This is a genomic window from Bradyrhizobium sp. sBnM-33 (genome assembly GCF_032917945.1).
Taxonomy (GTDB): Bacteria; Pseudomonadota; Alphaproteobacteria; order Rhizobiales; family Xanthobacteraceae; genus Bradyrhizobium.
In genome coordinates this window covers 4,953,391-4,979,385 of sequence record NZ_CP136624.1, presented here as the reverse complement: position 1 = coordinate 4,979,385, position 25,995 = coordinate 4,953,391, and the positions used below count along the sequence as shown (strand labels likewise).

General features: G+C 62.7%; 27 protein-coding genes, 1 tRNA gene and 1 pseudogene. 11 read left to right on the top strand and 18 right to left on the bottom strand.

What is annotated here, in order from left to right:
• Nucleotides 1-169 precede the first annotated feature (169 nt).
• The 4 genes from RX328_RS23175 to dapA form a co-directional block, all read right to left on the bottom strand.
• A complete protein-coding gene (locus RX328_RS23175) occupies nt 170-745 on the bottom strand; it encodes a peroxiredoxin (protein ID WP_213252001.1) in 576 nt (191 codons plus the stop codon).
• 124 nt (nt 746-869) lie between these two features.
• Nucleotides 870-1,343, bottom strand: coding sequence for an SsrA-binding protein SmpB (gene smpB, locus RX328_RS23170; protein ID WP_057845702.1), 474 nt, complete (start codon nt 1,341-1,343; stop codon nt 870-872).
• 1 nt (nt 1,344) lies between these two features.
• Nucleotides 1,345-1,758, bottom strand: a complete 414-nt coding sequence (mscL, locus tag RX328_RS23165) for a large conductance mechanosensitive channel protein MscL (protein WP_213252002.1) — start codon at nt 1,756-1,758, stop codon at nt 1,345-1,347.
• 42 nt (nt 1,759-1,800) lie between these two features.
• Nucleotides 1,801-2,691 carry a 4-hydroxy-tetrahydrodipicolinate synthase gene (gene dapA, locus RX328_RS23160; protein WP_213252003.1) on the bottom strand — a complete coding sequence of 297 codons (891 nt, stop codon included), beginning with the start codon at nt 2,689-2,691 and terminating at the stop codon, nt 1,801-1,803.
• Nucleotides 2,692-2,981: 290 nt separating this feature from the next.
• Here dapA and RX328_RS23155 point away from each other — a divergent pair, with 290 nt between their 5' ends.
• Nucleotides 2,982-5,210: a lytic transglycosylase domain-containing protein gene (locus RX328_RS23155; protein ID WP_409410804.1), complete on the top strand. Its 2,229-nt coding sequence runs from the start codon at nt 2,982-2,984 to the stop codon at nt 5,208-5,210.
• Between the two features lie 193 nt (nt 5,211-5,403).
• Here RX328_RS23155 and RX328_RS23150 read toward each other — a convergent pair whose 3' ends face one another.
• Together RX328_RS23150 and RX328_RS23145 are read right to left on the bottom strand one after the other, a co-directional pair.
• On the bottom strand, nt 5,404-6,933 hold the full coding sequence (locus tag RX328_RS23150) for a porin (RefSeq protein ID WP_213252004.1): 1,530 nt from the start codon (nt 6,931-6,933) through the stop codon (nt 5,404-5,406).
• Nucleotides 6,934-7,576: 643 nt separating this feature from the next.
• Nucleotides 7,577-7,810 (bottom strand): hypothetical protein, encoded by a 234-nt coding sequence (locus RX328_RS23145; RefSeq protein WP_213252005.1) that lies wholly within the window; start codon nt 7,808-7,810, stop codon nt 7,577-7,579.
• Nucleotides 7,811-7,822: 12 nt separating this feature from the next.
• Between RX328_RS23145 and RX328_RS23140 the strand changes: the two genes are divergently transcribed.
• The 4 genes from RX328_RS23140 to RX328_RS23125 all read left to right on the top strand — a co-directional run bounded on the left by RX328_RS23140 (nt 7,823) and on the right by RX328_RS23125 (nt 9,218).
• Nucleotides 7,823-7,916 (top strand) — tRNA-Ser (locus RX328_RS23140).
• Between the two features lie 343 nt (nt 7,917-8,259).
• Nucleotides 8,260-8,472, top strand: coding sequence for a hypothetical protein (locus tag RX328_RS23135; RefSeq protein ID WP_213252006.1), 213 nt, complete (start codon nt 8,260-8,262; stop codon nt 8,470-8,472).
• On the top strand, nt 8,420-9,133 hold the full coding sequence (locus RX328_RS23130) for a DUF1186 domain-containing protein (protein ID WP_213252007.1): 714 nt from the start codon (nt 8,420-8,422) through the stop codon (nt 9,131-9,133). Before RX328_RS23135 ends, RX328_RS23130 begins: the two co-directional genes overlap by 53 nt.
• A complete protein-coding gene (locus RX328_RS23125) occupies nt 9,114-9,218 on the top strand; it encodes an SEC-C metal-binding domain-containing protein (RefSeq protein WP_312018026.1) in 105 nt (34 codons plus the stop codon). Before RX328_RS23130 ends, RX328_RS23125 begins: the two co-directional genes overlap by 20 nt.
• Before the next feature lie 18 nt (nt 9,219-9,236).
• Here RX328_RS23125 and RX328_RS23120 read toward each other — a convergent pair whose 3' ends face one another.
• The 6 genes from RX328_RS23120 to gatC form a co-directional block, all read right to left on the bottom strand.
• A complete protein-coding gene (locus tag RX328_RS23120) occupies nt 9,237-9,503 on the bottom strand; it encodes a hypothetical protein (RefSeq protein WP_213252008.1) in 267 nt (88 codons plus the stop codon).
• A 1,478-nt stretch (nt 9,504-10,981) separates the two neighbouring features.
• The gene (gene gatB, locus RX328_RS23115) at nt 10,982-12,466 is read right to left on the bottom strand and encodes an Asp-tRNA(Asn)/Glu-tRNA(Gln) amidotransferase subunit GatB (RefSeq protein ID WP_213252009.1); all 1,485 of its coding nucleotides are present in this window, start codon (nt 12,464-12,466) and stop codon (nt 10,982-10,984) included.
• Nucleotides 12,463-12,756, bottom strand: a complete 294-nt coding sequence (locus RX328_RS23110; protein ID WP_213252010.1) for a hypothetical protein — start codon at nt 12,754-12,756, stop codon at nt 12,463-12,465. The genes gatB and RX328_RS23110 overlap by 4 nt, the downstream gene beginning before the upstream one ends.
• A 1-nt stretch (nt 12,757) precedes the next feature.
• On the bottom strand, nt 12,758-14,233 hold the full coding sequence (gene gatA, locus RX328_RS23105) for an Asp-tRNA(Asn)/Glu-tRNA(Gln) amidotransferase subunit GatA (RefSeq protein ID WP_213252011.1): 1,476 nt from the start codon (nt 14,231-14,233) through the stop codon (nt 12,758-12,760).
• On the bottom strand, nt 14,230-14,436 hold the full coding sequence (locus RX328_RS23100) for a hypothetical protein (RefSeq protein ID WP_171582027.1): 207 nt from the start codon (nt 14,434-14,436) through the stop codon (nt 14,230-14,232). Before RX328_RS23100 ends, gatA begins: the two co-directional genes overlap by 4 nt.
• Before the next feature lie 71 nt (nt 14,437-14,507).
• The gene (gene gatC / locus RX328_RS23095) at nt 14,508-14,795 is read right to left on the bottom strand and encodes an Asp-tRNA(Asn)/Glu-tRNA(Gln) amidotransferase subunit GatC (protein WP_213252012.1); all 288 of its coding nucleotides are present in this window, start codon (nt 14,793-14,795) and stop codon (nt 14,508-14,510) included.
• A gap of 377 nt (nt 14,796-15,172) precedes the next feature.
• On the opposite strand from gatC, the gene RX328_RS23090 reads away from it, so the two are divergent.
• The gene (locus RX328_RS23090) at nt 15,173-15,352 is read left to right on the top strand and encodes a hypothetical protein (RefSeq protein WP_213252013.1); all 180 of its coding nucleotides are present in this window, start codon (nt 15,173-15,175) and stop codon (nt 15,350-15,352) included.
• A gap of 13 nt (nt 15,353-15,365) precedes the next feature.
• Here the strand turns inward: RX328_RS23090 and RX328_RS23085 are convergent, their stop codons facing one another.
• Both RX328_RS23085 and RX328_RS23080 read right to left on the bottom strand, forming a co-directional pair.
• On the bottom strand, nt 15,366-16,442 hold the full coding sequence (locus RX328_RS23085; RefSeq protein ID WP_213252014.1) for an NAD(P)H-dependent flavin oxidoreductase: 1,077 nt from the start codon (nt 16,440-16,442) through the stop codon (nt 15,366-15,368).
• Between the two features lie 139 nt (nt 16,443-16,581).
• On the bottom strand, nt 16,582-17,598 hold the full coding sequence (locus RX328_RS23080) for an NAD(P)H-dependent flavin oxidoreductase (RefSeq protein ID WP_213252015.1): 1,017 nt from the start codon (nt 17,596-17,598) through the stop codon (nt 16,582-16,584).
• 103 nt (nt 17,599-17,701) lie between these two features.
• Here RX328_RS23080 and RX328_RS23075 point away from each other — a divergent pair, with 103 nt between their 5' ends.
• Nucleotides 17,702-18,583, top strand: a complete 882-nt coding sequence (locus RX328_RS23075; RefSeq protein WP_213252016.1) for a LysR family transcriptional regulator — start codon at nt 17,702-17,704, stop codon at nt 18,581-18,583.
• Here the strand turns inward: RX328_RS23075 and RX328_RS23070 are convergent.
• Nucleotides 18,570-18,785 (bottom strand): hypothetical protein, encoded by a 216-nt coding sequence (locus RX328_RS23070; protein WP_213252017.1) that lies wholly within the window; start codon nt 18,783-18,785, stop codon nt 18,570-18,572. The two genes, RX328_RS23075 and RX328_RS23070, sit on opposite strands and share 14 nt — an antisense overlap.
• Before the next feature lie 198 nt (nt 18,786-18,983).
• Here RX328_RS23070 and RX328_RS23065 point away from each other — a divergent pair.
• The 3 genes and pseudogenes from RX328_RS23065 to RX328_RS23055 all read left to right on the top strand — a co-directional run bounded on the left by RX328_RS23065 (nt 18,984) and on the right by RX328_RS23055 (nt 21,418).
• Nucleotides 18,984-19,918: pseudogene (locus tag RX328_RS23065) on the top strand (cyclase family protein).
• A gap of 85 nt (nt 19,919-20,003) precedes the next feature.
• On the top strand, nt 20,004-20,486 hold the full coding sequence (ruvX, locus tag RX328_RS23060; protein ID WP_213252018.1) for a Holliday junction resolvase RuvX: 483 nt from the start codon (nt 20,004-20,006) through the stop codon (nt 20,484-20,486).
• 2 nt (nt 20,487-20,488) lie between these two features.
• Nucleotides 20,489-21,418: an AEC family transporter gene (locus RX328_RS23055; RefSeq protein ID WP_213252019.1), complete on the top strand. Its 930-nt coding sequence runs from the start codon at nt 20,489-20,491 to the stop codon at nt 21,416-21,418.
• Here RX328_RS23055 and RX328_RS23050 read toward each other — a convergent pair.
• The 3 genes from RX328_RS23050 to RX328_RS23040 all read right to left on the bottom strand — a co-directional run bounded on the left by RX328_RS23050 (nt 21,415) and on the right by RX328_RS23040 (nt 24,797).
• Nucleotides 21,415-22,197 (bottom strand): CPBP family intramembrane glutamic endopeptidase, encoded by a 783-nt coding sequence (locus tag RX328_RS23050; RefSeq protein ID WP_213252020.1) that lies wholly within the window; start codon nt 22,195-22,197, stop codon nt 21,415-21,417. The two genes, RX328_RS23055 and RX328_RS23050, sit on opposite strands and share 4 nt — an antisense overlap.
• A 187-nt stretch (nt 22,198-22,384) precedes the next feature.
• Complete coding sequence (locus RX328_RS23045) at nt 22,385-24,028, bottom strand: acyl-CoA dehydrogenase family protein (protein ID WP_213252021.1); 1,644 nt, start codon at nt 24,026-24,028, stop codon at nt 22,385-22,387.
• Nucleotides 24,029-24,050: 22 nt separating this feature from the next.
• Entirely contained in the window at nt 24,051-24,797 is a 747-nt protein-coding gene (locus tag RX328_RS23040; RefSeq protein ID WP_213252070.1) for a M15 family metallopeptidase, read from the bottom strand.
• A 243-nt stretch (nt 24,798-25,040) separates the two neighbouring features.
• Here RX328_RS23040 and RX328_RS23035 point away from each other — a divergent pair, with 243 nt between their 5' ends.
• The gene (locus RX328_RS23035) at nt 25,041-25,994 is read left to right on the top strand and encodes an aspartate carbamoyltransferase catalytic subunit (protein ID WP_213252022.1); all 954 of its coding nucleotides are present in this window, start codon (nt 25,041-25,043) and stop codon (nt 25,992-25,994) included.
• Nucleotide 25,995: the final 1 nt, after the last annotated feature.

Sequence of the window (25,995 nt, the reverse complement as noted above, 5' to 3'; positions counted from 1 at the left end):
ATCCTTCGAGACGCCGCTGCGCGGCTCCTCAGGATGAGGTCAAACAGAAATGTAGGGTGGGCAAAGCGCAGCGTGCCCACCCTTGGCGTCGGTGATCTGGATGGTGGGCACGCGGAGCCTGTCATCGGGCGCGCACTGCGCGACCCGTTGGCTTTGCCCGCCCTACAATTTAACCAGGATTTTCCTTCAGCCATGCCAGTACGTCGGCGGCTTTCCGGTCGGGCGGGAAAACCGGATAGAACACGTGGGCAATGCGCCCGTCGTCGACGATCAGCGCCAGCCGCTTGATCAACGTCAGTCCCGCTACCTCCATCGTCGGCAAGTTCAGGGCGCGGGTGAGCTTAAGCTTTTCATCCGACAGAACCGGAAACGGCAAATGCAGCCGTGACGCCATCTCGGTCTGGTAGACGTTGTCCTGGGTCGATAGGCCGAACACCTGCCTGGTGCCGGCCGCTTTCAACTCCGCAAACAGATCGCGGAACGAGCAGGTTTGCGGCGTGCAGCCGCGCGCGCCGGGGATCATGTCCCAGTCGTCGACCAGGCTGATCTTGCCCGGCGAGCCGGTGCGGGGATAGGCGAACACCACGGTGCGGCCGGGAAGCGCCGATAGCATCACCGAACTGTCGTCGGTGACCAGCAGCGTGACTGGCGGAAGCGCCATGCCGACGAGATGCGCCGCCGCGCCGTCGTCGACCGGCGGGGGGATCTTGCTCCAGTCGACTTCGAGCAGGTTTTTCTGGTTCATTTCAGACTCTACTTCCGTCGTAGGATGGGTGGAGCGAAGTGATACCCATCAACCCAGAACTCCAATCAACGACAGTTGTGATGGGTTTCGCTGCGCTCTACCCATCCTACGAAGTATTCGCCCTCTATCCTCTCGCCCGCATCAGGCGGCCTTTTTCCCGACCCCAGTCGCGCTTCTTTTCGCTCTCGCGCTTGTCGTGCAGCTTCTTGCCCTTGGCGATCGCCAGCAACAACTTGGCGCGACCGCGCTCGTTGAAATAGAGTTTTAGCGGAATCAGCGTCATGCCTTCGCGATCGACCGCGCCCATCAGCTTGTTGATCTGCTTTCGGTGCAGCAGCAATTTGCGCGGCCGTTTTGGCTCGTGGTTGAAGCGGTTGGCCTGCAGATATTCCGGAATGTTGGCGTTGATCAGCCAGATCTCGCCGTCCTTGGAATCCGCATAGGACTCCGCAATGGTGGTCTTGCCATTGCGGATCGACTTCACTTCGGTGCCGGTCAGCGCAATACCGGCCTCAACCGTGTCCTCGATCGCGTAATTGAATCGGGCCTTGCGGTTTTCGGCGACAACCTTGATCGGGCGCTCGTTCTTGTCTGCCACGTTAGCTCTTCTTGAGGAGATCGCGGATCTCGGTCAGCAGTTCTTCCTGGCGGGTCGGCTTCGGCGGCGCGGGTGCTGTCTCGTTCTTGCGCTTCAGCTTGTTCATGGCGCGAATGACCACGAACAGCACGAAAGCGATGATGAGGAAGTTCAGCGTCAGAGTCAGGAAATTGCCCCAAGCCAGCACCGCGCCTTGCTTTTTGGCATCCGCCAGATTGTTGGCGGTTACCGCGCTCGATAATGGCGTGAAGTAATTGGAGAAATCGAGACCACCGGTGATCGCGCCGATCACTGGCATGATAACATCGCCAACCAGCGAGGTCACGATGGCGCCGAAGGCCGCACCGATGATGACGCCGACGGCGAGGTCGACGACGTTACCCTTCATCGCGAATTCGCGGAATTCCTTCAGCACGTTGGATTCCCCTCTTCGTTCTTCAGGCGAAGCGGAACCGACCTAGTTGATCAGGCCGGCATGGACCATGGCGCTGCGCACGGCGAGGCGCGTTGGCTCGGTAACCGGCACCATCGGCAGCCGCAGCTTCTCGTCGATCTTGCCGAGCAGCGAGAGCGCGTATTTTATCGGCGCCGGATTGCTTTCGATAAAGAGGTTGTTGTGCAGCGGCATCAACTTGTCGTGCAGTTTGAGCGCGGTGGCGTGATCGCCCTTCTGCCATGCCGCGTGGAATTCCGAGCACAGCCGCGGCGCGACGTTTGATGTGACCGAGATGCAGCCATGGCCGCCATGCGCCATGTAGCCGAGGATGGTGGCGTCCTCGCCCGACAACTGGTTGAAGTCCTCGCCCATCGCGGCGCGCTGCTGCGATACCCGCACCATGCTGGCTGTCGCATCCTTCACGCCGGCGATGTTCTTCAGGGCGAACAGGCGCGTCATGGTCTCGACCGACATGTCGATCACGGAACGGCCGGGGATATTGTAGATGATAATCGGAATGCCGATGGCGTCGTTGATCGTCTTGAAGTGCTGGTACATGCCTTCCTGGGTGGGCTTGTTGTAGTACGGCGTCACGATCAGCACCGCATCTGCGCCCGCCTTCTCCGCATGCTCGGCAAGCTCGACCGCTTCCTTGGTCGAGTTGGAGCCCGCGCCTGCAATCACCGGCACCTTGCCCTTGGCCTCGTCGATGCACCATTCGACCACGAGCTTGTGCTCGTCATGGCTCAGCGTCGGGCTTTCACCGGTCGTTCCCACCGGAACCAGGCCGTGGGTACCTTCGGCGATCTGCCAGCTCACCAGCGCGCGGAAAGCGGCCTCATCGACCGAGCCGTTCTTGAATGGCGTGACCAAGGCGGTAAACGACCCCCGGAATTTTGTCTTGGCTGCCATGGACTTCCTCCAAACGCTTAAGAAACGGCACGACCGGAACTGGACTTCAATTCATATCGGGTCTGGCGATCAGGCGAAAGGGCCGTGCATAAGGCGCTAGCGCTTTGTTCCGACGCTCTTTCTCGGCTCGGGGCCGACATCTGCCGTCCTCGAAGGCCGATGGCCGCGATTTTGCCGCGGTGATGGCGCAAACAGGTCCACCGCGATGTTTTTAGCGTTTTGTCCACATCTTCAATCAAAATAGACCAAGGCTGGAGCGATTGAATGATTCGCCGCCGCAGAGGAAAGCCGTGATCCCTTCCGCCCGCGCTGCCGCGTTGCGATCGACCGCACTGGCCACAAGCCTGGCGCTGGCGATCGGACTGACTTCCTTCCCTCTGGAAAGCTGGGCCAAGCCAAAGGTTCCCCTGCCGAAGCCGCGACCGATTGCCCGCAACGTCGTTCCCAAGTCCGCGCCGACAGCGAATACCGGCACGCCGGCTCCACCGACTGCGCCGGCGCATGCAGCGCCGGCCCCGCCGCCGCCTGTTCTGGCGCCTGCGACCCGCCAGCATGCTGTCGCACCGCCTGCGCGCAGACACGCCCCAGCCGCCGTGGCCGCGACCTCCTCGACATCTCAGGCCGACAAGGACGCGCTGGAGAACGTCATCGAATTGGTCCGGAAGCAGAAGCCCGGCGATGCAACACAGGTGCAAGCCGCGATCTCGGATCCGGTCGCCCGCAAGCTTGCGGAATGGCTGATCCTGCGCAGCGATAACAACAACGCCTCGGTCGAGCGCTACCGTGCGTTTGTTTCAGCCAATCCGAGTTGGCCGTCGCAGACTTTCCTGCGCCGGCGCATCGAGGCCGCGCTGTGGGATGACCGCCGCGACGATTCGACCGTTTGGTCGTGGTTCGAGAACGAGTCGCCGATCTCGGGCAAGGGTAAGTTCGCGCTAGCGAAGGTGATGCTCGCGCGCGGCGATCGCGCCAATGCCGAACGGCTGGTCCGCGAGGCCTGGCGTCACGACGGCATGTCTGAGGATACCGAGAACGCCGCGCTCGACATGTTCGGCGCGCTGCTGACGGCGGGCGACCACAAGGCACGGATGGAGTCGCTGCTTTACGGCACTGAGCAGGAAACCGGCGGCATGCGCGCCGCCAAACGGCTCGGCTCAGGCCATGTGGCGCTTGCGAAAGCGCGGATCGCGGCCAACAAGAAGTCCTCCAACCTTAGGGCGCTGCTTGAGGCGGTGCCGCGCGAATTGCACGGCGAAACCGGCTACATCTTCGCAAAAATCCAGCTTCTTCGCCGCGAAGAGAAGTTCAATGAGGCCGCACAGCTCATGCTGAGCGCGCCGAAAGACCCGAACCGCCTGCACAATCTCAACGAATGGTGGATTGAGCGGCGCTTGCTGGCGCGCAAGATGCTTGATGTCGGCGAGCATCGCAACGCGTATCTCATCGCGCGGGATGCGGCGCTGCCGACGCGCGACATCTACAAGACCGAGCAGGAATTCACCGCCGGCTGGATTGCGCTGCGGTTCCTGAAAGATCCAGCGGTCGCAGCCCAGCACTTTGCGCGCATCGGCGTCGGCAGCGCGAATCCGACTGCATTGGCGCGCGCCGGCTATTGGCAAGGCCGCGCCGCGGAAGCGGCCGGCCGCGCGCAAGAGGCCCGCGCGGCGTACGGCCGCGCCGCCGAGCAATCGACCAGCTATTATGGTCAGCTCGCCCGCGCCAAGCTTGGCCTGCCGCAGCTTCAGTTGAATGGCGCCCCAAGCGCCCGGGGCCGCGGCGCCGAGCGATTCGAGATCGTTCGCGCGGTGCAGTTGCTGTATGACCTCGACGAGCGCGAACTCGCGATCCCGATATTCGCCGACATGGGCGAGAACGGCGATCCCGAAGCCTTGGTAGGTCTCGGCGAGCTCACCTCGCGCCACGGCGATGCCCGCGGCATGCTGCTGCTCGGCAAGGCCGCGCTCAATCGCGGCCTGCCGTTCGACGTCTACGCCTATCCCGTCATCGGCATTCCGCGGTTCAAGCAGATAGGCCCTGAGGTCGAGCCCAGCATCATCTATTCGATCGCGCGGCAGGAAAGCGCCTTCAACCCGGCCGTGGTCTCACCGGCCCAGGCCTACGGGCTGATGCAGGTGACGCCGGACGCCGGGCGCTATGTCTGCAAGCGGGCCGGCGTCAGCTTCGACCTCAATCGGATGAAGACGGACTCCGTCTATAACGCCATGCTTGGCGCCGCCGAGCTCGGCGGGCTGCTCGAGGACTATCGCGGCTCTTACATTCTGACCTTCGCCGGCTACAATGCCGGTCGCGGCAGCGTCAAAAAGTGGATCGAGCGCTACGGCGATCCGCGCGATCCCAAAGTCGACGCGGTCGATTGGGTCGAGCAAATCCCGTTCTCCGAGACGCGGAATTACGTGCAGCGGATCATGGAGAATCTGCAGGTCTATCGCGCGCGGTTCGGCGGCGGGACCAAGCTTCAGATTGAAGCCGACCTGCACCGCGGCGCCAGCGTCGAATAGCGATTTTCAGGCGACACCAAGACTTGGTCGAAATCGAACCACGCCCGCAGAACCGAGCCTGCGGCGCGGCAGCCGCCGTTCGAATTGGGCTGGAAGCGTCCGAATGGCGGCTCCACCTTGCCCATTCGACAACGAAAAGCCCCCGGCAGTTTCCTGCCGGGAGCCTTCCTAGAGAAGTGTCAGACGACTGGGATCAGAAGTTACGCTGAGCGCGAACGTTCAGGTACACCGTGTCCTGGTCCTTGAACTCGTAGACAGCGGTCGGCTTCGCTTGGTTGGCGGCGAAAAGGGCTGCCCCCGTGAACTTCTGGTCGAGGTGGAACCAGCCGACTTCAGCCGAGAACGTCAGGTTCTTGACGGGAGTCCAGCGGGTGATGAGACCGAGCTGGGCGGTGTTGAAGTCCGGATTGCAGGAATAACCCGTGCCAGCGACTGGGATGTGGCCAATCCGACCACAGATGGCAGCAGCCGAAACGTCATCATACCGAACTGCAGCGTAGCTGCCGAACAAGCTGGATGACCAATAGGGGCTCCAGTTGTGGTTGAACGCGCCGCGAACACCATAAGCTGTCGTGAGATGGATATTGCCATCGCCACCGAAAGCAGTCGGGAGGAAGGTCGAATCCGTGGTCGCACCGAAGCCAATGCTCTGATAAGCGCCGGCAAGACCGGTATCGCCGTACATCAAGAAGCTCGGCGAACCACCGCTGGTGGAGATCACCTGCTTGGTGTGACCCTTGGCCCAAGTCGCGTCCAACTTGATGTCGTCGCCGGCACCCGTCGGAAGGTTCTTGATCTGCAAGGCAGCCATCACCGAACCGCCCCACTTGGTGTCGGGGTGACCGGTAACTTCTGCGCCAGGAGTACCGCTGATCGCATTGTAGGCCGCGCGGTTCTCATGCAACGAACCTGACAGCTGGAAGAGACCCCAGGCCTGATCGACGCGGATGTTGGCGACGATATCTGGGGTGAAAACTCCGCCGTAGCCCTGGGTGCCCGCGCCGAACGCGTTCACGGTGGTCAGGTTGGCCAGCGTGGTGCGGTGGAACACGACCGGATCATCAAGACCGATGGTGGCCGACACGCCGTTGCCGAACTGCGCGGTGTACTGGATGTTGTTCACACCGGTCACAGTGTCATGACCGCCGAGCAGGAACGAGGTGTTGTTGCCCGGATAACCATGCCACGGCGTTGCGAAGGCCGAAGCAGACTTACCGAAGGTGAACCCGGCGAACTGGATGAACGCGAACTCAACCGCGACATAGCCGCCGCCAGCGCTATGAAGCTGGCTCGAGGTGAAAGCGCCGGTGGGGGAGAGGGTGGTCGGATTGGTACTGCTGCCAAATGTATCGAACGTGAAGTCGCCCTGACCGAAGGTACGGACGACGCCGTATTCGGTGGCGGTGCGGGTATCAACCGTCAGCGCCAAACGAGAACGGGTGAAGAAGTTGTGAACGTAGCGGTTGCCCTGGCCGGCGTCGCCGCTCCACTCCGGCTGACCCTGGGTGCCGGCAGCGTTGAACGTGGTGTCGACGCGCAGATAACCACCGATCTTCATGCAGGTGTCGGTGCCCGGGATATACCAGAAACCAGCACCATACAGGGAGCAGATCCTCACGTACTCGACCGCTTTGGCCTTGACGGGAAGATCGGCCGCCTGCGCCCCGCTCATGGCGATCAGACCCGCCGCTGAGCCGAGAATTAGGCTCTTAACCATCTTCATATTAAACCTCCAAGTTGCTCTGTAGGGAAGGTTCCGGATCCGCTGGGTGAATCACCCTAAGGTTGGTTCCCTTGTCCCCTGAAACCCGCTTAGTCGCTTCGCGCCTTCGGACACTCCCGCATGAACGCGAGGGACTTAAGCGAACCACCTAAAACGGGACGACCTCGGGATGCCCCCCTCCGTCGCCCGATCACAATTACCGAGGACGTCTGCACACGCAACAAAGGAACCGCTCAGAACGGCCCTACTCCGCCCCTTTTCCGAAGGGTGTTGCACAAATAACACGCGTTTGTGATCGAAGTTTTTCTGCAAGCCTTTGTTTCTGATAGATATTTTTGATTAGTTCTATTTGACACGTGAATCGTTGTGCGCGCAGCGCAGCAAGCGGCTTTCCCCCTTCTAAGCATCCCCATCGCGTCGAATCGAACGGCGGGATTCGCCGCATCCATCGAACAAAACGCATAAGAGAAGGCGACGCGGCAGCCGGTTTGGGCGAGAGTCACGACAGCGATGACGAGTATAGATGACAAGTATATAAGTCTGAGGCTGGCGCCCTCGCCGTCATTGGCCCGTTTCGGCCGGCGATCCCCAGGGAACCAGCACGCGAGGAAATGCAAAAGCCCCAGGATCGAGATGCATTTCGCTACGGAGCGAAGGTGACGCTTTGTATCTGAATTTGAAGCGCCTGCTTCCCAAGCCACTTAGTCAAGGCTGCATGCCGACGCCGAATCGAATGCGAAGCCTTGAAAAAGACCGGCGTCACCTGCTCCGCGGGATGCGGGATCGACACGGCAGGAACGCTGGCGGCGGCACCGCCACCAAATGGCCCCGGCGTAACCTGAATCTGCCGCTTGCGGCCCGCCCTCGCGTCGGGCATATCCGCCCTCATGGAGCTGTGGCCGAGTGGCTGAAGGCGGCGGTTTGCTAAACCGTTATAGGGTTGTAAAGCCCTATCGAGGGTTCGAATCCCTCCGGCTCCGCCACCCGCCTTCGCTTGCGCTTCGGCGTGGCATGCCGCGGTGAAGCGCAAATGGCGGCGGGTGCCGCGCCAAAGCCGCGAAGCAGCGACGGCGGGCCGCACGCCCTCGCGGGCTTCGGCCACCCGAAGGCCGACAGGGTGTCTCCCGAAGCTCCACAGGAGCGCGGGGGAGACTGTAACCACGTGTGGAGTGTCGGCGCTGATCGCGAAGCAAGCGACCGCGGGGCTGCCCTTCCCTTCCTCCTCCCTCTGCCATAACCATCGCGCTATTTGCGGCGATGTTCGAGCGTCTCTTGCCGTTGGGAGAGCATTCTATCTGCAGCATCCTCGGCACGGTGGAGCACAGCATGAAGAAGGAAGAGCTCGAAGCCCTCCTTGGCGACGGCGAAAACACGCCCAATCTCGGTCCGATCGAAGAACACCTTCATGCTGTCGCGACGGAGTCGGAGCTGCCCGATTTCGCGGTCGGCATGTGCGTGGCGAGAATCGAAGAAATCCGCGCCGAGCTTGCGCGCCGTCCTGCTGCGGGCCGCGGATGGCGAAGTTCTGTCGGACGATGAGAGCCTGCTACTGTTCCGCGGGCTTCACATCCTGCGCGGAGCACGTGACCGGGAAGCCTGCCAGCGGCTCCTGCGCCTACTGCGCCGGCCCTTTCAAGAGGTCGACGATCTCATCGGCGATACCGTCATTGAAAGCCTGGCCAATATTGTCACTGGCGTGTTCGATGATGATAGCGACGCCCTGTTCGCCCTAATCATCGATCGCTCAATCGATGGATTGATCCGTGAAGCGTTGTTCGGTGCGGCGACTTTCCTTGCATGGGAGCGCCGCATCCCGCGCGATCGCTTTCGGGACCTGCTTGTTCGGTTCTATGAAGAGCGCTCGGCCGAAGACGGCGATCAGGCGTGGGCAGGCTGGCTGCAAGCGATCGCCCTGCTTGGAATGCGCGACCTGGTGCCGCTCGTCGACAATGCCTTTCGCGAAGAGCGCATACCGAGGAATGGGTCAATCGTCCCGAGTTCGACGACGAGATTGCCGAAGCCGAACGCGCGCCCGACGACATCGACCGGTTCACGCAAAACAATCTCGGTTACATCGAGGATGTACTCGTGGCGCTGGATTGGACGCGCGGCGCCGAAGCGTCTTCGAAGATGGCGACGACGAAGCCCCGTGGGCCGAATTCGCGTATCCGAGCGAGCCGATCAGGAACCCCTGGCGTAACGTCGGCCGTAACTATCCATGTCCCTGCGGGAGCGGCAAGAAGTTCAAGAAGTGCTGCCTTGCCACAGGAGGGCCGCCGGCCTGATGCCGGCTGCACCTGGCCTCAGTGCGCCGTCATCCACGCACGCGCCTCGCGCTGTGCGGTGGCGATTTCGGCATCCGACATCATCGCGGCGACCTCGCGGCGCATGGAGATTGCATCCGCGCGTCCCTTCAGCGCGGCGAGATTGAACCATTTGTGGGCCGCGACGAGATTGACCACGCCGGAACGGCCGCTCGCCCAGTAAAGGCCGCGCTCGAACAGCACGTCCGGAATCGCGGTCGCCTCCACCGGAATTGCGGTGTCGAGATCGATCGGCCTCTGAAACATCTGTAGCTCCCCTTCTTATTGTTGCCGCCCTCCCCCGAGCGCGGCCCCTGTCCACTGTTGAAACATCCCCAACGCCGTTTTCCGGTCTGTTGTTGGGATGATCATGGCCGATCAAATTTGAAGGGCAGTTTAAGGTTTGCGATGAACGGGGTGTAAACGGGCACTTTGCGCCATCGAACGCGGAACCGCAGAAGTATCTGCGGCACAGGGAGAAGTGGCCGATCGTGAAAATCGGTTTACCCTGCGGTTTCGCGGAACGATAACCATTGCGGGCGATGTCAGTGTCATCATCACCCCGTCACCCGATTGGAGCATTGACGGTTCCAGCAGACGACCCGGCGTCGCGTAGCTCTGCGGCCATGCAGTCGTTCAAGGGCGGGTCGGCCACCGAAACGCGCCTGAACCGGCGCGACAGGCGGAACCGAACCCTCGGCGTCTATGAATGATGAAGTGAACTTGGAAAACTTCAGTGCCGAGCGCCTGATGCGCGGGCTGTCGGAGCGCTCCGGCAAGCGGGCGTTCCGGGGGGCAACTACGCCCCTGGGAACGAGGGCGTCGGCGAACACGTCAGGACCAGATTTCAAGCCGGGCTTTTGCCCCGGTGAAATTGCGAGCAGTTAAGGATACCCGCACCGAACGAAGAAAACCTGTTTCTTCTGCCGGACCGATTTGAAAGAGCAAGTTCTTCCGAAATACGATCCAGCCGTTTGACCTGATGTCTCGCCGACACCCTCTTTCGTCGACCAGAGCCTTCAGCGTTTCGTCTTGGGGCTCGGGTGACGTGCCGGCATCGAGCCGCCGGCAATTTTCAAAGAAGCGAACTTACTTCTTCTTCTTGGCGACCTTGCGGGTCTTCTTCGCAGTCTTCTTCACTGCGCTCTTCGCTTTCTTCGCCTTCTTAGCTTTCTTGGCCATGTTGCCCTCCTAATGTAGTGAGATGGCTTAGTCGCTGCGTGCACTCGGGAATCGAGATGCACTACATCCCGAATACACCAACACATTCAAAAAAACAGCTTCCCGCTTAAGGAAGTGTTGACGCAGCGATGTGAGGGCGCGCGCAGCGCTGCAGTCGGCGACGCGACGACATGCTCGCGCATCAATGCAAAAAGTGCCGCAACGACCGCCATCGGCATTTGTCAAGATTGCAAGAAGCGCCTGTGCCGCAGCACTTTCTTGAATTCGCGCAGACCACGTTCGATGCGCAATCGATGTCGTCGCGACTCACTGATGCCGTGAAAAAGTCGTGTGCACGGACTCTGAGTCGCAAATTTTGGCAATAAAAAAATTTTCGTGGGCACAGCGTTGGCGTCTCATCGCCGCTCGCCAAAACCGAACTTTTTTGCGAATCGCGAAGATCGATTCGCAACTGCGCTATCCGGCGCGAGGGTGAATTTCAGATCGCGATCGACGATCGAAACACGCTCGCGCGCATCAATCGCGGCGCCATCAACGACGGAGTCGTCCCGTTACGGGACGCTTCAGATGCCGAGCTTCGCCTTCAGCAGATCGTTGACCGCTTGCGGATTGGCCTTGCCGCCGGACTGCTTCATCACCTGGCCGACGAACCAGCCGGCGAGCTGCGGCTTGGCTTTCGCCTGTGCGACCTTGTCCGGATTGGCGGCGATGATCTCATCGACGACCTTCTCGATCGCACCGAGATCGGTGACCTGCTTCATGCCGCGCGCTTCGACCAGCTCGCGCGGGTCGCCGCCTTCCGTCCAAACGATCTCGAACAGGTCTTTTGCGATCTTGCCGGAAATCGTACCCTCGCCGATCAGGCCAACGATCGCAGCTAGCTGCCCCGCCGACACCGGCGAGTCTGCGATTCCGTGGCCTTCCTTGTTGAGACGCCCGAACAGCTCGTTGATCACCCAGTTGGCGGCGAGCTTGCCATCGCGCGCCTTGTCGGCAAGACCGGCCAGCACGGTCTCATAGAAGACCGCGCTCTCGCGCTCGGCGACCAACACGCCGGCGTCGTAAGGCGACAGGCCGAGGCTCTCGATAAAACGCGCCTTCTTCTGGTCCGGCAGTTCCGGCAGCTTCGCCTTGAGCTCATCGACATAGCCTTGCGTGAACTCAAGCGGCAGCAGGTCGGGATCGGGGAAATAACGATAGTCGTGCGCCTCTTCCTTGGAGCGCATCGATCGCGTTTCGCCCTTGTTGGGGTCGAACAGTCGCGTCTCCTGGTCGATCGTGCCGCCATCCTCGATGATCTCGATCTGGCGCCGCGCCTCGTACTCGATCGCCTGGCCGATAAAGTTGATCGAGTTCATGTTCTTGATTTCGCAGCGGGTGCCGAGCGGCCCGCCCGGCTTTCGCACGGAAACGTTTACATCGGCGCGCAACGAGCCCTTCTCCATGTCGCCGTCGCAGGTGCCGAGATAGCGCAGGATCGAACGAAGTTTTGTCACGTAGGCCTTGGCCTGCTCGGCATCGCGAATATCAGGTTTTGACACGATCTCCATCAACGCCACGCCGGAGCGGTTGAGGTCGACATAGGACATGGTCGGCGACTGATCATGCAGCAATTTGCCGGCATCCTGTTCCAGATGCAGCCGCTCGATGCCGATCGTGGCGGTCTTGCCGCCGTCCAGTTCGACGACGATCTCGCCCTCGCCCACGATCGGCGACTTGTACTGGCTGATCTGATAGCCCTGCGGCAGGTCCGGATAGAAATAGTTTTTTCGGTCGAACACCGAGCGCAGGTTGATCTTGGCGTTGAGGCCGAGCCCGGTTCTGACAGCCTGCTTGACGCATTCCTCGTTGATGACGGGCAGCATGCCCGGCATCGCGGCATCGACCAGCGACACATGACTGTTGGGCTCGCCGCCGAATTCGGTCGACGCACCGGAGAACAGTTTTGATTTCGAGGTGACCTGGGCGTGCACCTCCATCCCGATCACGACTTCCCAGTCGCCGGTCTGGCCCTTAATCAGTTTTCCGGGTTTGACTGACACGTTCATGCTTTTCCACCCCCGAGCAGTGCGGACACGATCCGCTCCCATTCGGCTTCCAGAGAATCCTTCGCCACCGGCTGGCCAGCCTGGCGGTACCAGTAGCCGGCGTTACCGAGATCGCCTTCGACCCGGTGCAGATAGGCATGCACCCAGGCGGCGTTTGCACCGCTCTCGCCCTGCACGATCTTGTGGGCCCGGTCCCAGTCGCCCTTGGCGGCCCACCACAACGCGGCCAGCGGCGGTTGCAGGCCCGGCGCTGGCGCGGCATCCGTCAGGCTGGTGCGGAAATCCGGCATGTCACCACCAGCGCGGCGGCGTGAAGCGGCCGGCCGCCTGCTCCACGACTTCGCCGAGCGAGAACAGCGTCTCCTCGTCGAACGGACGGCCGATCAACTGCAGCCCAAGCGGCAGTCCCTGCGCGTCCTTGCCGGCCGGCACGGCGATGCCCGGCAGCCCCGCCATGTTCACCGTCACCGTAAAGATGTCGTTGAGATACATTTCGACCGGATCAGCGCCGCCCTTTTCGCCGATGCCGAAGGCGGCCGAGGGCGTCGCCGGCGTCAGGATCGCGTTGACGCCCTTGGCGAAGCAGTCCTCAAAATCCTTCTTGATCAGCGTGCGCACTTTTTGCGCGCGCAGATAATAGGCATCGTAATAGCCGGCCGAGAGCACATAAGTGCCGATCATGACGCGGCGGCGCACTTCATCGCCAAACCCTTCCGCGCGGGTGTTCTCGTACAACTCGCCTATGCTGCGGCCCGGCACGCGCAGCCCATAGCGTACGCCATCATAGCGCGCGAGGTTGGACGAGGCTTCCGCCGGCGCGACGATATAATAGGCCGGCAGCGCGTATTTGGTGTGCGGCAGCGACACCTCGACCAGTTCGGCGCCGGCCGCCTTCAGCCAGTCCGCGCCTTCGGTCCAGAGCTTTTCGATTTCCGCCGGCATGCCGTCGAGGCGATACTCTTTCGGGATACCGATCTTCATCCCTTTCACCGACTTGCCGATCGCGGCTTCATAGTCGGGCACGCCGATGTCGACCGAGGTCGTGTCCTTCGGGTCGTGGCCCGCCATCGAGCGCATCAGGATCGCAGAATCGCGCACCGTGCGCGCGATCGGACCGGCCTGGTCGAGCGAGGACGCGAACGCCACGATGCCCCAGCGCGAGCAGCGCCCATAGGTCGGCTTGACGCCAACTGTCGCGGTGAACGCGGCAGGCTGGCGGATCGAGCCGCCGGTGTCGGTTGCCGTCGCGCCCATGCAGAGCAGCGCTGCCACCGCGGATGCCGATCCGCCGGACGAGCCGCCCGGCACCAGCGTGGTGTTGGAACCTTCGCGGCGCCACGGGTTGACCACCGGGCCGAAGCACGAGGTCTCGTTCGACGAGCCCATCGCGAATTCGTCGTTGTTGAGCTTGCCGAGCATCACGGCGCCGTCGCGCCAGAGCTGCGAGGTCACGGTCGATTCGTACGGCGGCACGAAGTTGCCGAGGATCTTTGAGCACGCCGTGGTGCGCACGTCCTTGGTTGCGAACAGGTCCTTGATGCCGAGCGGAATGCCGGCAAGCGGCCCGCCCTCGCCCTTGGCAATCTTCGCATCGACCGCGCGCGCCATGGCACGCGCCTGGTCGGGCGTTTCCAGCACGAAGGCGTTGAGCGAACGCGCCGCTTCGATCGCGGCAAGATGCGCATCCGTCAGTTCGAGCGAGGTGAAAGACTTGCTCGCGAAGCCTTCCCGGGCCTCCGCGATCGTCAGAGATGTCAGATCGGTCATTTATTGATCGGGCTGCAGAAGAACGGAGAAAGCGTCTTGTCGTTGGCGGGATCGTTGGCGCGCGCCTTGTCGGCTGCCTCGAGCTGATCAAGCACGGCATCCATCGCCTTGTCGGGATCGGCGGCCTTGCCCTGCCGCTCCATCGCGTCGAGATAGTTCATATAGGCCTGATAGGCCTTTTCATCGTCGCAGAGCAGACACATCGGAAGACTCTTTTGTTTGACGCGTTTTCTTCACGCGAACCGGTACCCACTTCGCTCGAAAACGCTACGCTCTACTCCACCACCTTCGGCACCAGGAAGAAATCGTTTTGTGTCTCCGGCGCATTCCTGACGATGTCGTCGGGAATCTCGCCGTCACTGACCACATCCGGCCGTTTCTTCATTTCCATCGGCGTCACCGAGGTCATCGGCTCAACGCCGTCGATGTTCACTTCCGAAAGCTGCTCCACGAAGGCCAGCATGGCGTTCAGCTCGCCCTGCAAATGGGGAACCTCGGCCTCGGTGACCGCAATCCGCGCAAGATGCGCGATGCGGCGAACAGTGGCGGCATCTACAGACATAAATATAGGCCTCAAAGGGGGAATTCGCACCCGCCGTATAGCAGAGGCCGCTTTTGCGCCGCAACCGCGGGAACAGGCGGCCGCAGGGCCCTTTCGGTCGCCCTTGCCGTGATGCACAAGATTTCGTGTGCGAAGCGAAGATTTCTTGCGCAAAGGCGCCCCGACGAAACCATTTTTACCGATTGACGTAGTCATCCTGAAGCAATCGGGGGATGTAGTCGCGGCCGGAACATCGGGAGGCCGTGTCATATCGATCATCGAAAATGACCGCGCCGGATCGGAAAGCTGGGATCCGGCCCTCTGGTCCATCGGGACCGTTCTCGGCGTCGCGATCGTCTACCTCGCCTGCTTAACCTGACCCAAACGGGAGGAGAGCCATGTCCCAGGCTAAAATCTCCCAGGCTAAAATCCTGCGGGAAAAGGCGGAGATGTTCGAACGCCGCGCCGAAAATGCGACCGATCCCATCTCCAGGCAGCACTACAAGGAGATGGCAGCACATTACCGTTCGCTGGCCGCAGAGCATCTGGACGTCAGGCGCGACGAACCGGCGCACTGAGCGGCGAATGGGATTATCCGCTTAGCGCCCCGAACCGCGCCAGCGCAGCCCCCGCGAGCGAACGGGTCAATTCCGCCGCCGGCATTTCGCGGCCCATCCGCACCGCCTGCCCGGCCCACAGATTGGTGAAATCGACCTTGCCGAGCTTTTCGGCCGCGGCCTTCAGCGGCCCGAGTGCGGTTGCGGCATGCGGGAATGCCGGCGCATCCGGCGAGATCGGTCCGACCTCGCACATGACACGATTGGCAACGCCACGCGCAGGACGGCCGGTCATGACATTGGTGATGACGGTGGAATCATCATGCGCCTGGGCCAGCGCCGTGCGCGCGGGTCCGATCACCTTGGACTCCGGACAGCGCAGATAGGCGCTGCCGATCTGCACGCCGGATGCGCCAAGCGCGAACGCCGCCGCAATGCCGCGCCCGTCGGCGATGCCGCCGGCTGCGACAACAGGCACTTTCACTGCGTCGACTACCTGCGGCACCAGCGCAAACGTGCCGGGCTGCTGGGCGACATTGTCGGTCAGGAACATGCCGCGATGGCCGCCGGCTTCGGCACCTTGTGCGATGATGACGTCAGCGCCGTTCTCCTCCAGCCAGATCGCTTCCTTCACAATGGTTGCCGAAGACATCACGATGCAGCCCGCCGCCTTGACGCGCTTGACCAGCGCCGGATCCGGCAGGCCGAAATGGAAGCTGACGATTTCCGGCTTCAGTTCTTCCACCACCGCACACATCGTCTCGTCGAACGGCGCACGGTTGGCGGCGTTGATGGGCGTGGAAGGATCGATACCCAATTCCTTGTAATAAGCGCCAAGCCGCGCCTTCCATCCGGCCTCGCGCGTAGGATCGGCATCGACCGGCTTATGACAGAAGAAGTTCATGTTGACCGGCGCCGTGACGCGCTGGCGGATGATGTTGACCTGCTCGCGTGCTTTTTCGGCCGAAATCATCGCACACGGCAGCGAACCCAGCGCCCCGCCTTGGGCTGCGGCGATCACGAGTTCGGCGTCCACGGCGCCGGCCATCGGCGCCTGCACGATCGGAAATTCGGTCTTGAAGAGGTCGATGATCCGGCGATCTGGCCACATGGTTGTGCTCGCTAGTTATATTGCTCGGCTGCTGCATCCCCTCTCCCCTTGTGGGAGAGGGTGGATCGAATGAGCGAAGCTCATTCGAGACGGGTGAGGGGTTTCTGTCCGCGGAGACAAACCCCTCATCCGGCGCGGACTATGTCCGCGCACCTTCTCCCACAAGGGGAGAAGGGAAAGAAGAAGTGATCGCTGAATTCCGCCGTCCACCCAATATCTGCTCCGCCTCGGTGACGATCCTGTCAACGATTTCGGCGGCGGGCGGGATATCGTGGATCAGCCCGACCGCTTCGCCCGCAATGACGGCAGCGATATCGAAATTGCCCGCCGCTCTCGCCGCCGCATATTCGGCGGTAACCGCTTGAAGATTTTGCATGAGCTCGACCTCGCGTCCCATCCAGCGCCGCGCATGATCGTTGATCAGGCAGCGGCCGGTAAACGGCGCCGGCCAGACATTGTTGCGCGACAGATCGAAGATGATGCCGCGAACGCTGTTGCCGCTTGAGGCTGCACAGATGCGCCGCTTGGCTTCGTCCGCGCCGTCGCATTCCTGGCTGGCATAAAAGCGGGTGCCGAGCAGCACGCCGGAAGCGCCCAGCATCATCATCGCCGCAAGCCCGCGGCCGTCACCTATCCCGCCTGCTGCTGCGACTGGCACCCGGCCGGCCGCCAGATCAACAATGGCCGGCACAATGTCGATCGTGGTGCGCGAGGCGCCATGGCCGCCGGCTTCCGTTCCCTGTGCGATCAGAATGTCGGCGTCTGCATCGAGCGCCTGTCGCGCCATATCCTCGTCCTGAACCTGGCAGATCAACAACGCGCCCGATGATTTGACGCGCGGTGCGAAGGGTGTGGGATCGCCGAACGAGAGCATGATCGCTCGCGGACCGGCTTCAAGCGCGACATCCAGTAGCGCCGGCTGCTTCGCAAGGCTCCAGGTGATGAAGCCAATGCCGAAGGGATCGGAGACATCGGCGAGCTTGGCCGCCTCCTGCTCCAACCACGCCCGGTCGCCATAGCCGCCGCCGAGAATGCCGAACCCGCCGGCAGCGCTGACGGCTGACGTTAGGCGCGCGCCCGCAATCACATCCATCGGCGCCGACAGGATCGGATGCTGGATGCCCAGACGGGCGGTCAATGGCGTGGAGATCGGCATGTCCATTCCCCTGCAAACTAGACAGGCAGTCTAGGCCGAACTATCATTCTCCAAAAATGAATACTATAGAACTCTCCCATCTCTAGAAAGAAACGGGGCTGCCATGGAGCTGAGCGATCTCGTCACCTTCTCGGCCGTGGCCCGGCTCGGCGGCATCACCCGCGCCGCGGACGAACTCAACACCGTGCAGTCCAACGTCACCCAGCGCGTGAAGGCGCTGGAAGCCGAGATCGGCACCGCGTTGTTCGAACGGCACAGCCGCGGCATGACGCTGACCGGCGCCGGCCGCCGCCTGCTTCCCTATGCCGACCGGATGGCGGCGCTGTCGCGCGAGGCGGTGCTGGCCGCGCGCGACGATGGCGAGCCGAAGGGGCCGCTTTCGATTGGCTCGATGGAGACGACGGCCGCGGTACGCCTGCCCTCTTTGCTCGCCGAATTCCATCGCCGCTTTCCGGCGGTGCAATTGATCCTGCGGACCTCGACAACGGCTGACCTCGTGACCGGCGTGCTCAACGGCACGTTCGATGGCGCCTTCGTTGCTGGGCCGATCGAGCATGCCGAACTCGATGCGACAGTTGTCTTCCGCGAAGAACTGGTGCTGGTCACGGCACGGCGCTGGCAGAGCCTCGGCGCGTTACGTGCGGGAACGCCCGGCTCGGGTCCGACCGCCTTGGTCTTCCGTACCGGCTGCACCTACCGGCAGCGGCTCGAACAGGTGTTTTCGGAATTCGGCTGGCCGTCTTCCGCCCGGTTCGAACTCGGCACGCTCGACGGCATGATCGGCTGCGTCGCCGCCGACATGGGCGTGACGCTGCTGCCGCGCGCCGTCGTCGGGCGGAACGATACCGTCAACGTCCACACGCTGAACCCGGCGCAGGCACACGTCGAGACGCTTTTCATCACTCGTCGCACGGCCCATCAATACAGCGCGCTCCAGGGCTTTGCGTCCTGTCTGGCCGGCAACGGCGAGGTTATCGCTGCCTGACATACCAGCGCCGCAGCGCGACGCCGGCCCAGATCGCCTCGACCAGCCCGAACGGCCAGGCGCCCTGCAGAAATCCGTACACTGAGCCGAGCGCGCACGCGCCGGCAAAGGCAATGATGAACCAGTGGCTGCGGTCCTCCAGCGCGTAGGCCACCAGCATCGCGGTCACCGCGAGCAGGCCGAACAGGCTAAGCGCATCCACTGAACTGCCCCACGCGTTCCGTTGCGCGAAAATTCCGTTGCCGCAATTCAGCAACACATCGAATTGCGGCGCAGCACTCGCGGCTTTCCATCGCACACACGCAACGGCTCGAAAAATTTCTGGCCGCCGCGCCCCGCTACGTTAGTATGAGCCGCTAGTTACCAAAAACCATAACGTCAACATCTGGGAGGAACTGCGATGCGCAACGCTTTCGTGTTGTGCTGTTCTGCTGCCCTGTTGGGTACGGTCGGAACGGCAAGCGCTCAAGACTGGACGAAATCGAAATGGGGCCCAACGACGAGATCGGCGCTGCCAACTACATGACGCCTGAACTCGTCGTGAAGGCAGCGGGCTTGGTCAAAACCGGCAAGACCTACGCACTCGGCATTCCCGTCGACTCCACGACGCCGGCCCATCCGCCGCGCGCCTTCAAGATCACCGTCGTGCAACCCGGCCAAGCGGGAAGCCCCGGCCTCGGACCGACCAAGACTACCTACAATGACGACCTCATCGACGGCTGGGTTGGCGTCGGCAGCCAACTCGATGGCCTCGGCCATATCGGCGTCGAGCACGTCTACTATAACGGCAACAAGCTGGTCGATTTCGCCGATCCCACCGGGCTGAAGAAGCTCGGCGTCGAGAAGATTCCGCCGATGGTTGCCCGCGGCGTGCTGCTTGACATGGCCGCCCATTACAACACCGACGTGGTCAAGGAAGGCACCGCCTTCAACACCAAGGAGATCGAGGAAGTCGCGAAGAAGCAGGGCGTCGAAATTCGCCAGGGTGACGTCGTGATCTTCCATACCGGCTGGCTCAGCCTGATCGGCAAGGACGACAAGCGTTTCGGCGCCGGTGAACCCGGTCTGGGCGTCGAAGGCGCCAAGTATCTCACCGGCAAGGGCGTCGTCGCTGTTGGCGCCGATACCTGGGGCGTCGAAGCGGTCCCGTTCGAGACCAAGAACGTTTTCGAGGTGCACCAGATATTGTTGCCGATGAACGGCACCTACATCCTCGAAAACATGAACACCGCTGAACTGGCCCGGGACAGGGCCTACGAGTTCCTGTTCGTCCTCGGTCAGCCGCGCTTCAAGGGCGCGGTGCAGAGCATGATCAACCCGGTCGCGATCCGGTAACACCAAGCGCGGCGTGGCGTTCTCGCATGGATGCCACGCCGCGATCGGCTTTGCCTGGGCGACGCGGTGCGTGTTAAGCGGGGCGATGCCTGCCCCCATCCTCCCCTTGATCGACGCCGTGGCGCACTGGCCCGAGCGTGGCGCCCTGATCGGCCTCGATCTTGGCTCCAAGACCATCGGCGTCGCCGTGTCCGACCCCGACCGCCGGCTGGCAACCGGCGTCGCGACCATCCAGCGCAAGGCCTTCAAGGCCGACGCGGCGCGGCTGCTCGCGATATCAGGCGAGCGCAACGCGGTCGGCTTCGTGCTCGGGCTGCCTATCAACATGGACGGCAGCGAGGGGCCGCGCGCGCAATCGACCCGCGCCTTTGCCCGCAATTTCTCCAATCTCACCGGGCTTGCCATTGCCTTATGGGACGAGCGGCTTTCGACCGCGGCGGTCGAGCGCGAGCTGATCGGAATGGACGTTTCCCGCGCCCGCCGCGCCGAGGTGATCGACGAGCACGCCGCGATGTTCATCCTGCAGGGCGCGCTGGACCGGCTCGCAAAACTGCGCAGGGATCGCTGATCATGGCGGTCGTCATCGCGGCGCTGCTGCCGGTGTTCCTGCTGATCGTGCTCGGCTTCATCCTGAAGCGGACCCTGATCCGGCCCGAGGCGCAATGGCAAGGGCTCGAACGGCTGACCTACTACGTGCTGTTTCCGATCCTGCTGGTACAGACGCTGGTCAAGGCCGACCTGAGCACGGTGCCGGTGGCCGGCGTTGGCGGCGCGCTGCTGCTCTCGGTCCTGCTGATGTCGCTGCTCTGCCTGGCGCTACGGCCCTTGCTGGCGCGCCTGTCAGTCGACGGTCCGGCTTTCACCTCGATTTTCCAGGGCGCTACTCGCTGGCAGACCTACGTCGCGCTCGCCGTATCCGGCAGCCTGTTCGGCGACCTCGGGCTGGCGCTGGCTTCCGTCGCGATGGTCGCCATCATTCCGCTGGTCAACGTGTTCAGCGTTTCCGTGCTCGCCCACTACGCTTCGCCGGAAAAGCGCTCGGTTGGCACCATCGTCGCGACCGTGGCACTCAATCCTTTTATCTGGGCCTGCGTCATCGGGTTGGCGCTCAACGTCACCCACATCCCGCTTCCCAAACTCTGGCACGAGGTGGCCGATGCGCTCGGACGTTCCTCGCTCGCCATCGGCTTGCTGGTGACCGGCGCCGGCCTGCACCTCGAAGGCATGTTCCGGCCGAGCCTCGCCGCGTCAGTCGCGTTGTTCCTTAAGCTGATCCTGATGCCTGTGATGGCGGTCGCGCTGGCGCTCTGGTTCGGAGTTTCGGGTGCGAACCTTGCCATCGTGACGGCCTGCGCCGCGGTGCCCACCTCTTCCTCGGCTTACGTGCTGGCGCGGCAAATGGGCGGCGACGCACCGCTGTTGGCCCAGATCATCACGCTGCAGACCATTCTGGCGGCGGTGACGATGCCGATTGCGATCGCTCTGGCGGCCATGTGCTAATTGGAGCCGGCCAGCCAGAAAGTCTGGATGGTCGCCGCCAGATTGTTGATGCCGTGCAGGACGATGGTCAGCCAGGTCGAATTGGTGCGGTAGCGCAGATAGCCCAGCAGCAAGCCGATCGAAAACACCTCGCCGAAAAAGAACCAGTCGTATTGCAGGTGCAGCGAAGTCCAGGCCAGCGAGGACAGGAAGATGGCGCCGGCGACGCCGAGCCGCGACTCCGACCAGCCGCGATAGAGAAACCCGCGCGCGAAGATCTCTTCCCACATCGGTGCCGCGACGGCGAACGCGATCACCAATAGCCACAGCGCACCTTCGGCCTGCGCTGTTTTCAGAACCTCGCCCATGAAGCCCGGCGTCACCTCGCGCCCGAGCGCGCGCGACAGCAGGTCCCAGCCGCCGACGAGAATAGCCAGCGCGGCGAGACCGACGAAGAAATCGCGCCATGTGGTCCAGCGCAGCGCCAGATAATCGACAAAGGGAATGCGCGTCGGGCGGATCGCGATCCACGTCGCCAGCAGCACGGCAGGCAATCCGAGGATGACCGAGAGCGAGATGGTCAGGCCGGCGCCAATGACCCGGATCGCCTCAGTGATGTCGAACGATCCGCCCTGCCGCAGCACGAAATAGATGATGACCGTGGCTTGGCCGAGGAACACCGCGGCGAAGATGAACAGGCCCCACAGCGTCGTGCCCCAGAATTTCCAGGCGCGTGGCGGCCGCTGATTTGACGTCGCAGGTGGTACGGCAGCGGGACTTGCGGTGGTGAGGGAGTCCATCAAGTGACTTTCTCGTTGTCGTCATGCCCGGCCTTGCCGCCTTCGCTGAAGCTTCGGCGGCCGAGCGCACTTGTGGCCCGGCGAAGCCTTGGCGGAGACGGATGCCGGGCATCCACGTCTCTAGCACCGCGCAAAAGCAGGACGTGGATGGCCGGGTCAAGCCCGGCCATGACGATAAAAGCCCTATTCACGGCAGTGCGCGCGCCAGAAGGCCGCGGATGTCGCCGCTATCCAGATCGACCGCGCCATACATGCCGCCGTGATTGCCACCGAGGCGCGTGGCCGCGAACAACTCGGCATGGTGCGGCGACACGGCATTGAGCGCGGCAGCAGCCGCCAGCAGCGCCAGTTTTTCGACCGCCAGCCGCGCCACACGCTCGCTGTCCAGCCGGTGGAACGCCTTGCCGATGAATGCGGTTGCCTCACTCGCGCCCGGCACTCCGAGCGTCTCGCCGGTCAGTTCATGCACGATGTTGGACGCGGCTTCGGGCTCGCGCGACAGCGCGCGCAGCACGTCGAGACACATCACGTTTCCGGAGCCTTCCCAGATCGCATTGACCGGTGATTCCCGGTAATGCCGCGCCAGAATGCCCTCCTCCACGTAACCATTGCCGCCAAGGCATTCCATCGCTTCATAGAGAAAGCCCGGCGCGCTCTTGCATACCCAGTATTTGATCGCTGGCGTCAGCAGACGCATATAGGCGGCTTCCTTGGCGTCAAGGGGGGCGCGGTCGAACGAACGGCATAGCCGCATCACCAGCGCGACGGTAGCCTCGACATGCAGCGCCATGTCCGAGAGCACCGCCTGCATCAGCGGCTGATCGGCGAGATGCTTTTGGAATACGCTGCGATGCCTGGCGTGATGCAGCGCATGCGCCAGGCCCGATCGCATCAGCCCGGCGGAGGCGATCGCACAATCCTGCCGCGTCAACTGCACCATCTGGATGATGGTGCGGACGCCCTTGCCTTCGGCGCCGACGCGCTCGGCATAGGCGCCATGAAACTCGACCTCGGAGGAAGCATTGGAGCGGTTGCCAAGCTTGTCCTTCAGCCGCTGGAACCGGATCGCGTTGACGGACCCGTCGGGCGTAAAGCGCGGCATGAAGAAGCAGGTCAATCCCTGCTCGGCCTGGGCCAGCACCAGGAAGGCGTCGCACATCGGCGCCGACATGAACCATTTGTGGCCGGTGATGCGGTAGGCGCTGCCGTCGCGCTCCGCCCGTGTCATGTTGGAACGGACGTCGGTGCCGCCCTGCTTCTCGGTCATGCCCATGCCGAGCGTCATGCCACGCTTGGTCCACCACGGCGCAAACGCCGGATCGTAAGACCGTGTACCGAGCACCGGCATCACCTTCTCCAATAGGTCAGGCTGTTCCGCCAGCGCAGCAACAGAGGCCCGCGTCATGGTGATCGGGCAGAGATGCCCGGTCTCGACCTGCGCGGCCATGTAGAATTTTGCTGCGCGCACGGCTTCGGACGCACCGCCGGCTGGTTTGCCTTCGGCGGTCCAAGTCGAATTGTGCACGCCGGCATGCGCACTATGCGCCATCAATTCGTGATAGGCGGGATGAAACTCGACCTCGTCGCGGCGATTGCCGCGTGCATCGAAGGTGCGCAGCTTGGGCGTATTCTCGTTGGCGATGCGGCCGCGCTCCGCCATCGCCGCGGAACCCCAATGCTTGCCGAAGTCGGATAGTTCGCCCTCTGTCGCAGCGCCGCCATTGGCGGCGACTGCATCGACCAGCGGCCGGTCGGCCACGTATAGATCGACATCCTCGAACGGCGGCGACTGGTTGAAGACTTCGTGGGTCGAAAATGTTGCCTGGCTCATGGCTGATCCTGGAACCGTTAAATCATTTCCGCGATGTGATCGGGAAAACATAAGCCTGCCCGCCCGCGCCCGGCAGCGAAAAGTGCCACCACTCCTTCGAATAGTTTACAAATCCTCGCCGCGCCATCACCTGAACCAGCTTCGCGCGCCAGCGGCGCTGATCCGCGGTGATGGATTTCGCTGATGTGTGCGACTTGGGGTCGGAACAATCATAGCCGGTACCCATGTCGACGCTGCCTTCCGGCGCGCGCAGGTTCACGTTGGCGATGCAGTCGGCATAGTCCTTGTTGGGATCGAAGGTGGCCGAATTGTCGGTCTTCAGATCAACCAATGTGACATCGAGCGCAGCACCGGTCGAATGCCCAGAACGTTCGGCAATATAGCCCAGGCGGAACAGGTCGGCCTTGCTGAACGAGGGATTGTAGCGCTTCTGCGCCGGTGTTTCGCGGCCATCGCGCGACCACGCCACCATGTCGGCCACCGCGCGCGCCGGGCGGTAACAATCGAACATCTTCAGCGACAGGTTCTGTCGCGCGAGTTCTTCCTGAACACTCTTCAAGAGCACACCGACCTCGCGCTTCACCACGCATTCGGCGGCCTCATAGCCCCGCAGCGGCCGGCCGACAAAATTGTTCGAACCGGCGTAGCGGATATCCTGAATGATGGTCGGATCGGCGTCGCGCAGATGGATGAAACCGGCGGGCAATTTTGGCGCCTGCGCGGCGGCGCTTGCGATGCAACCCACCGCGAATATCGCCGCGAGTGCCATCCGTCTTGCCGCACCCCTGCCGACGGTCACGCCACTGCCCACGTGATCCGAACGCATTGAATGAAATGCCGCACGTTTTCCATGGTCCGATATACCGCGTGGCGATCCCGGCCATTCTAGTGGAATCCCCAGGCACGAACAGTGGAGACCCATTTGCCTGCCGTCGAGGCCCTAGTGGATAAGTCCGCACCGGGGATTTGAGACTTGCCCTGCGTGGCATCTCTGCCTATAGCTCTCGCTTTAATGAGCCCTGCATCGAAATCGACCTTCGTCCTCGGACACCGGCATCTGCTGGGAATCGAGGGGCTTTCCGCTGCCGATATTACAGGCCTGCTCGACCTTTCCGAGGAATATGTCGAGCTCAACCGCCAGGTGGACAAAAAGCGCACCTCCTTGCGCGGTCGCACCCAGGTGAACCTGTTTTTCGAGGCCTCGACCCGAACCCAATCCTCGTTCGAACTGGCGGGGAAACGGCTTGGCGCCGACGTCATGAACATGTCGGTGTCCTCGTCCTCGATCCGCAAGGGCGAGACGCTGATGGATACCGCCGTAACGCTCAACGCCATGCACCCGGATATCCTGGTGGTGCGGCACCACGCCTCCGGGGCGGTGGAACTTCTGGCGCGCAAGGTTGACGGTTCCGTGATCAATGCCGGCGATGGCGCGCACGAACATCCGACCCAGGCGCTGCTGGACGCGCTGACCATCCGCCGGAATAAGGGCCGGCTGGAAGGCCTCGTGATCGCGATCTGCGGCGACGTGATGCACTCCCGCGTGGCACGATCCAATATCCTCCTGCTCAACACCATGGGTGCCCGCGTCCGCGTCGTCGCTCCCTCCACACTGCTGCCGCGCGGCATCGAGCGGATGGGCGTCGAGGTCGCGCGCGACATGCGCGAGGGCCTCAATGGCGCCGATATCGTGATGATGCTGCGGCTGCAGCGCGAGCGCATGAACGGCTCCTTCGTGCCGTCGTCGGGCGAATACTTCCACTATTTCGGCCTCGACCAGAAGAAGCTCGCTTACGCCAAGCCGGACGCGCTGGTGATGCATCCCGGCCCGATGAACCGCGGCGTCGAGATCGACTCGATCGTGGCCGACGGCGCGCAATCGCTGATCCGTGAACAGGTGGAAATGGGAGTGGCAGTGCGGATGGCGGTGCTTGAAGCGCTCGCCCGCAACTTGCCGAACGCGTGAG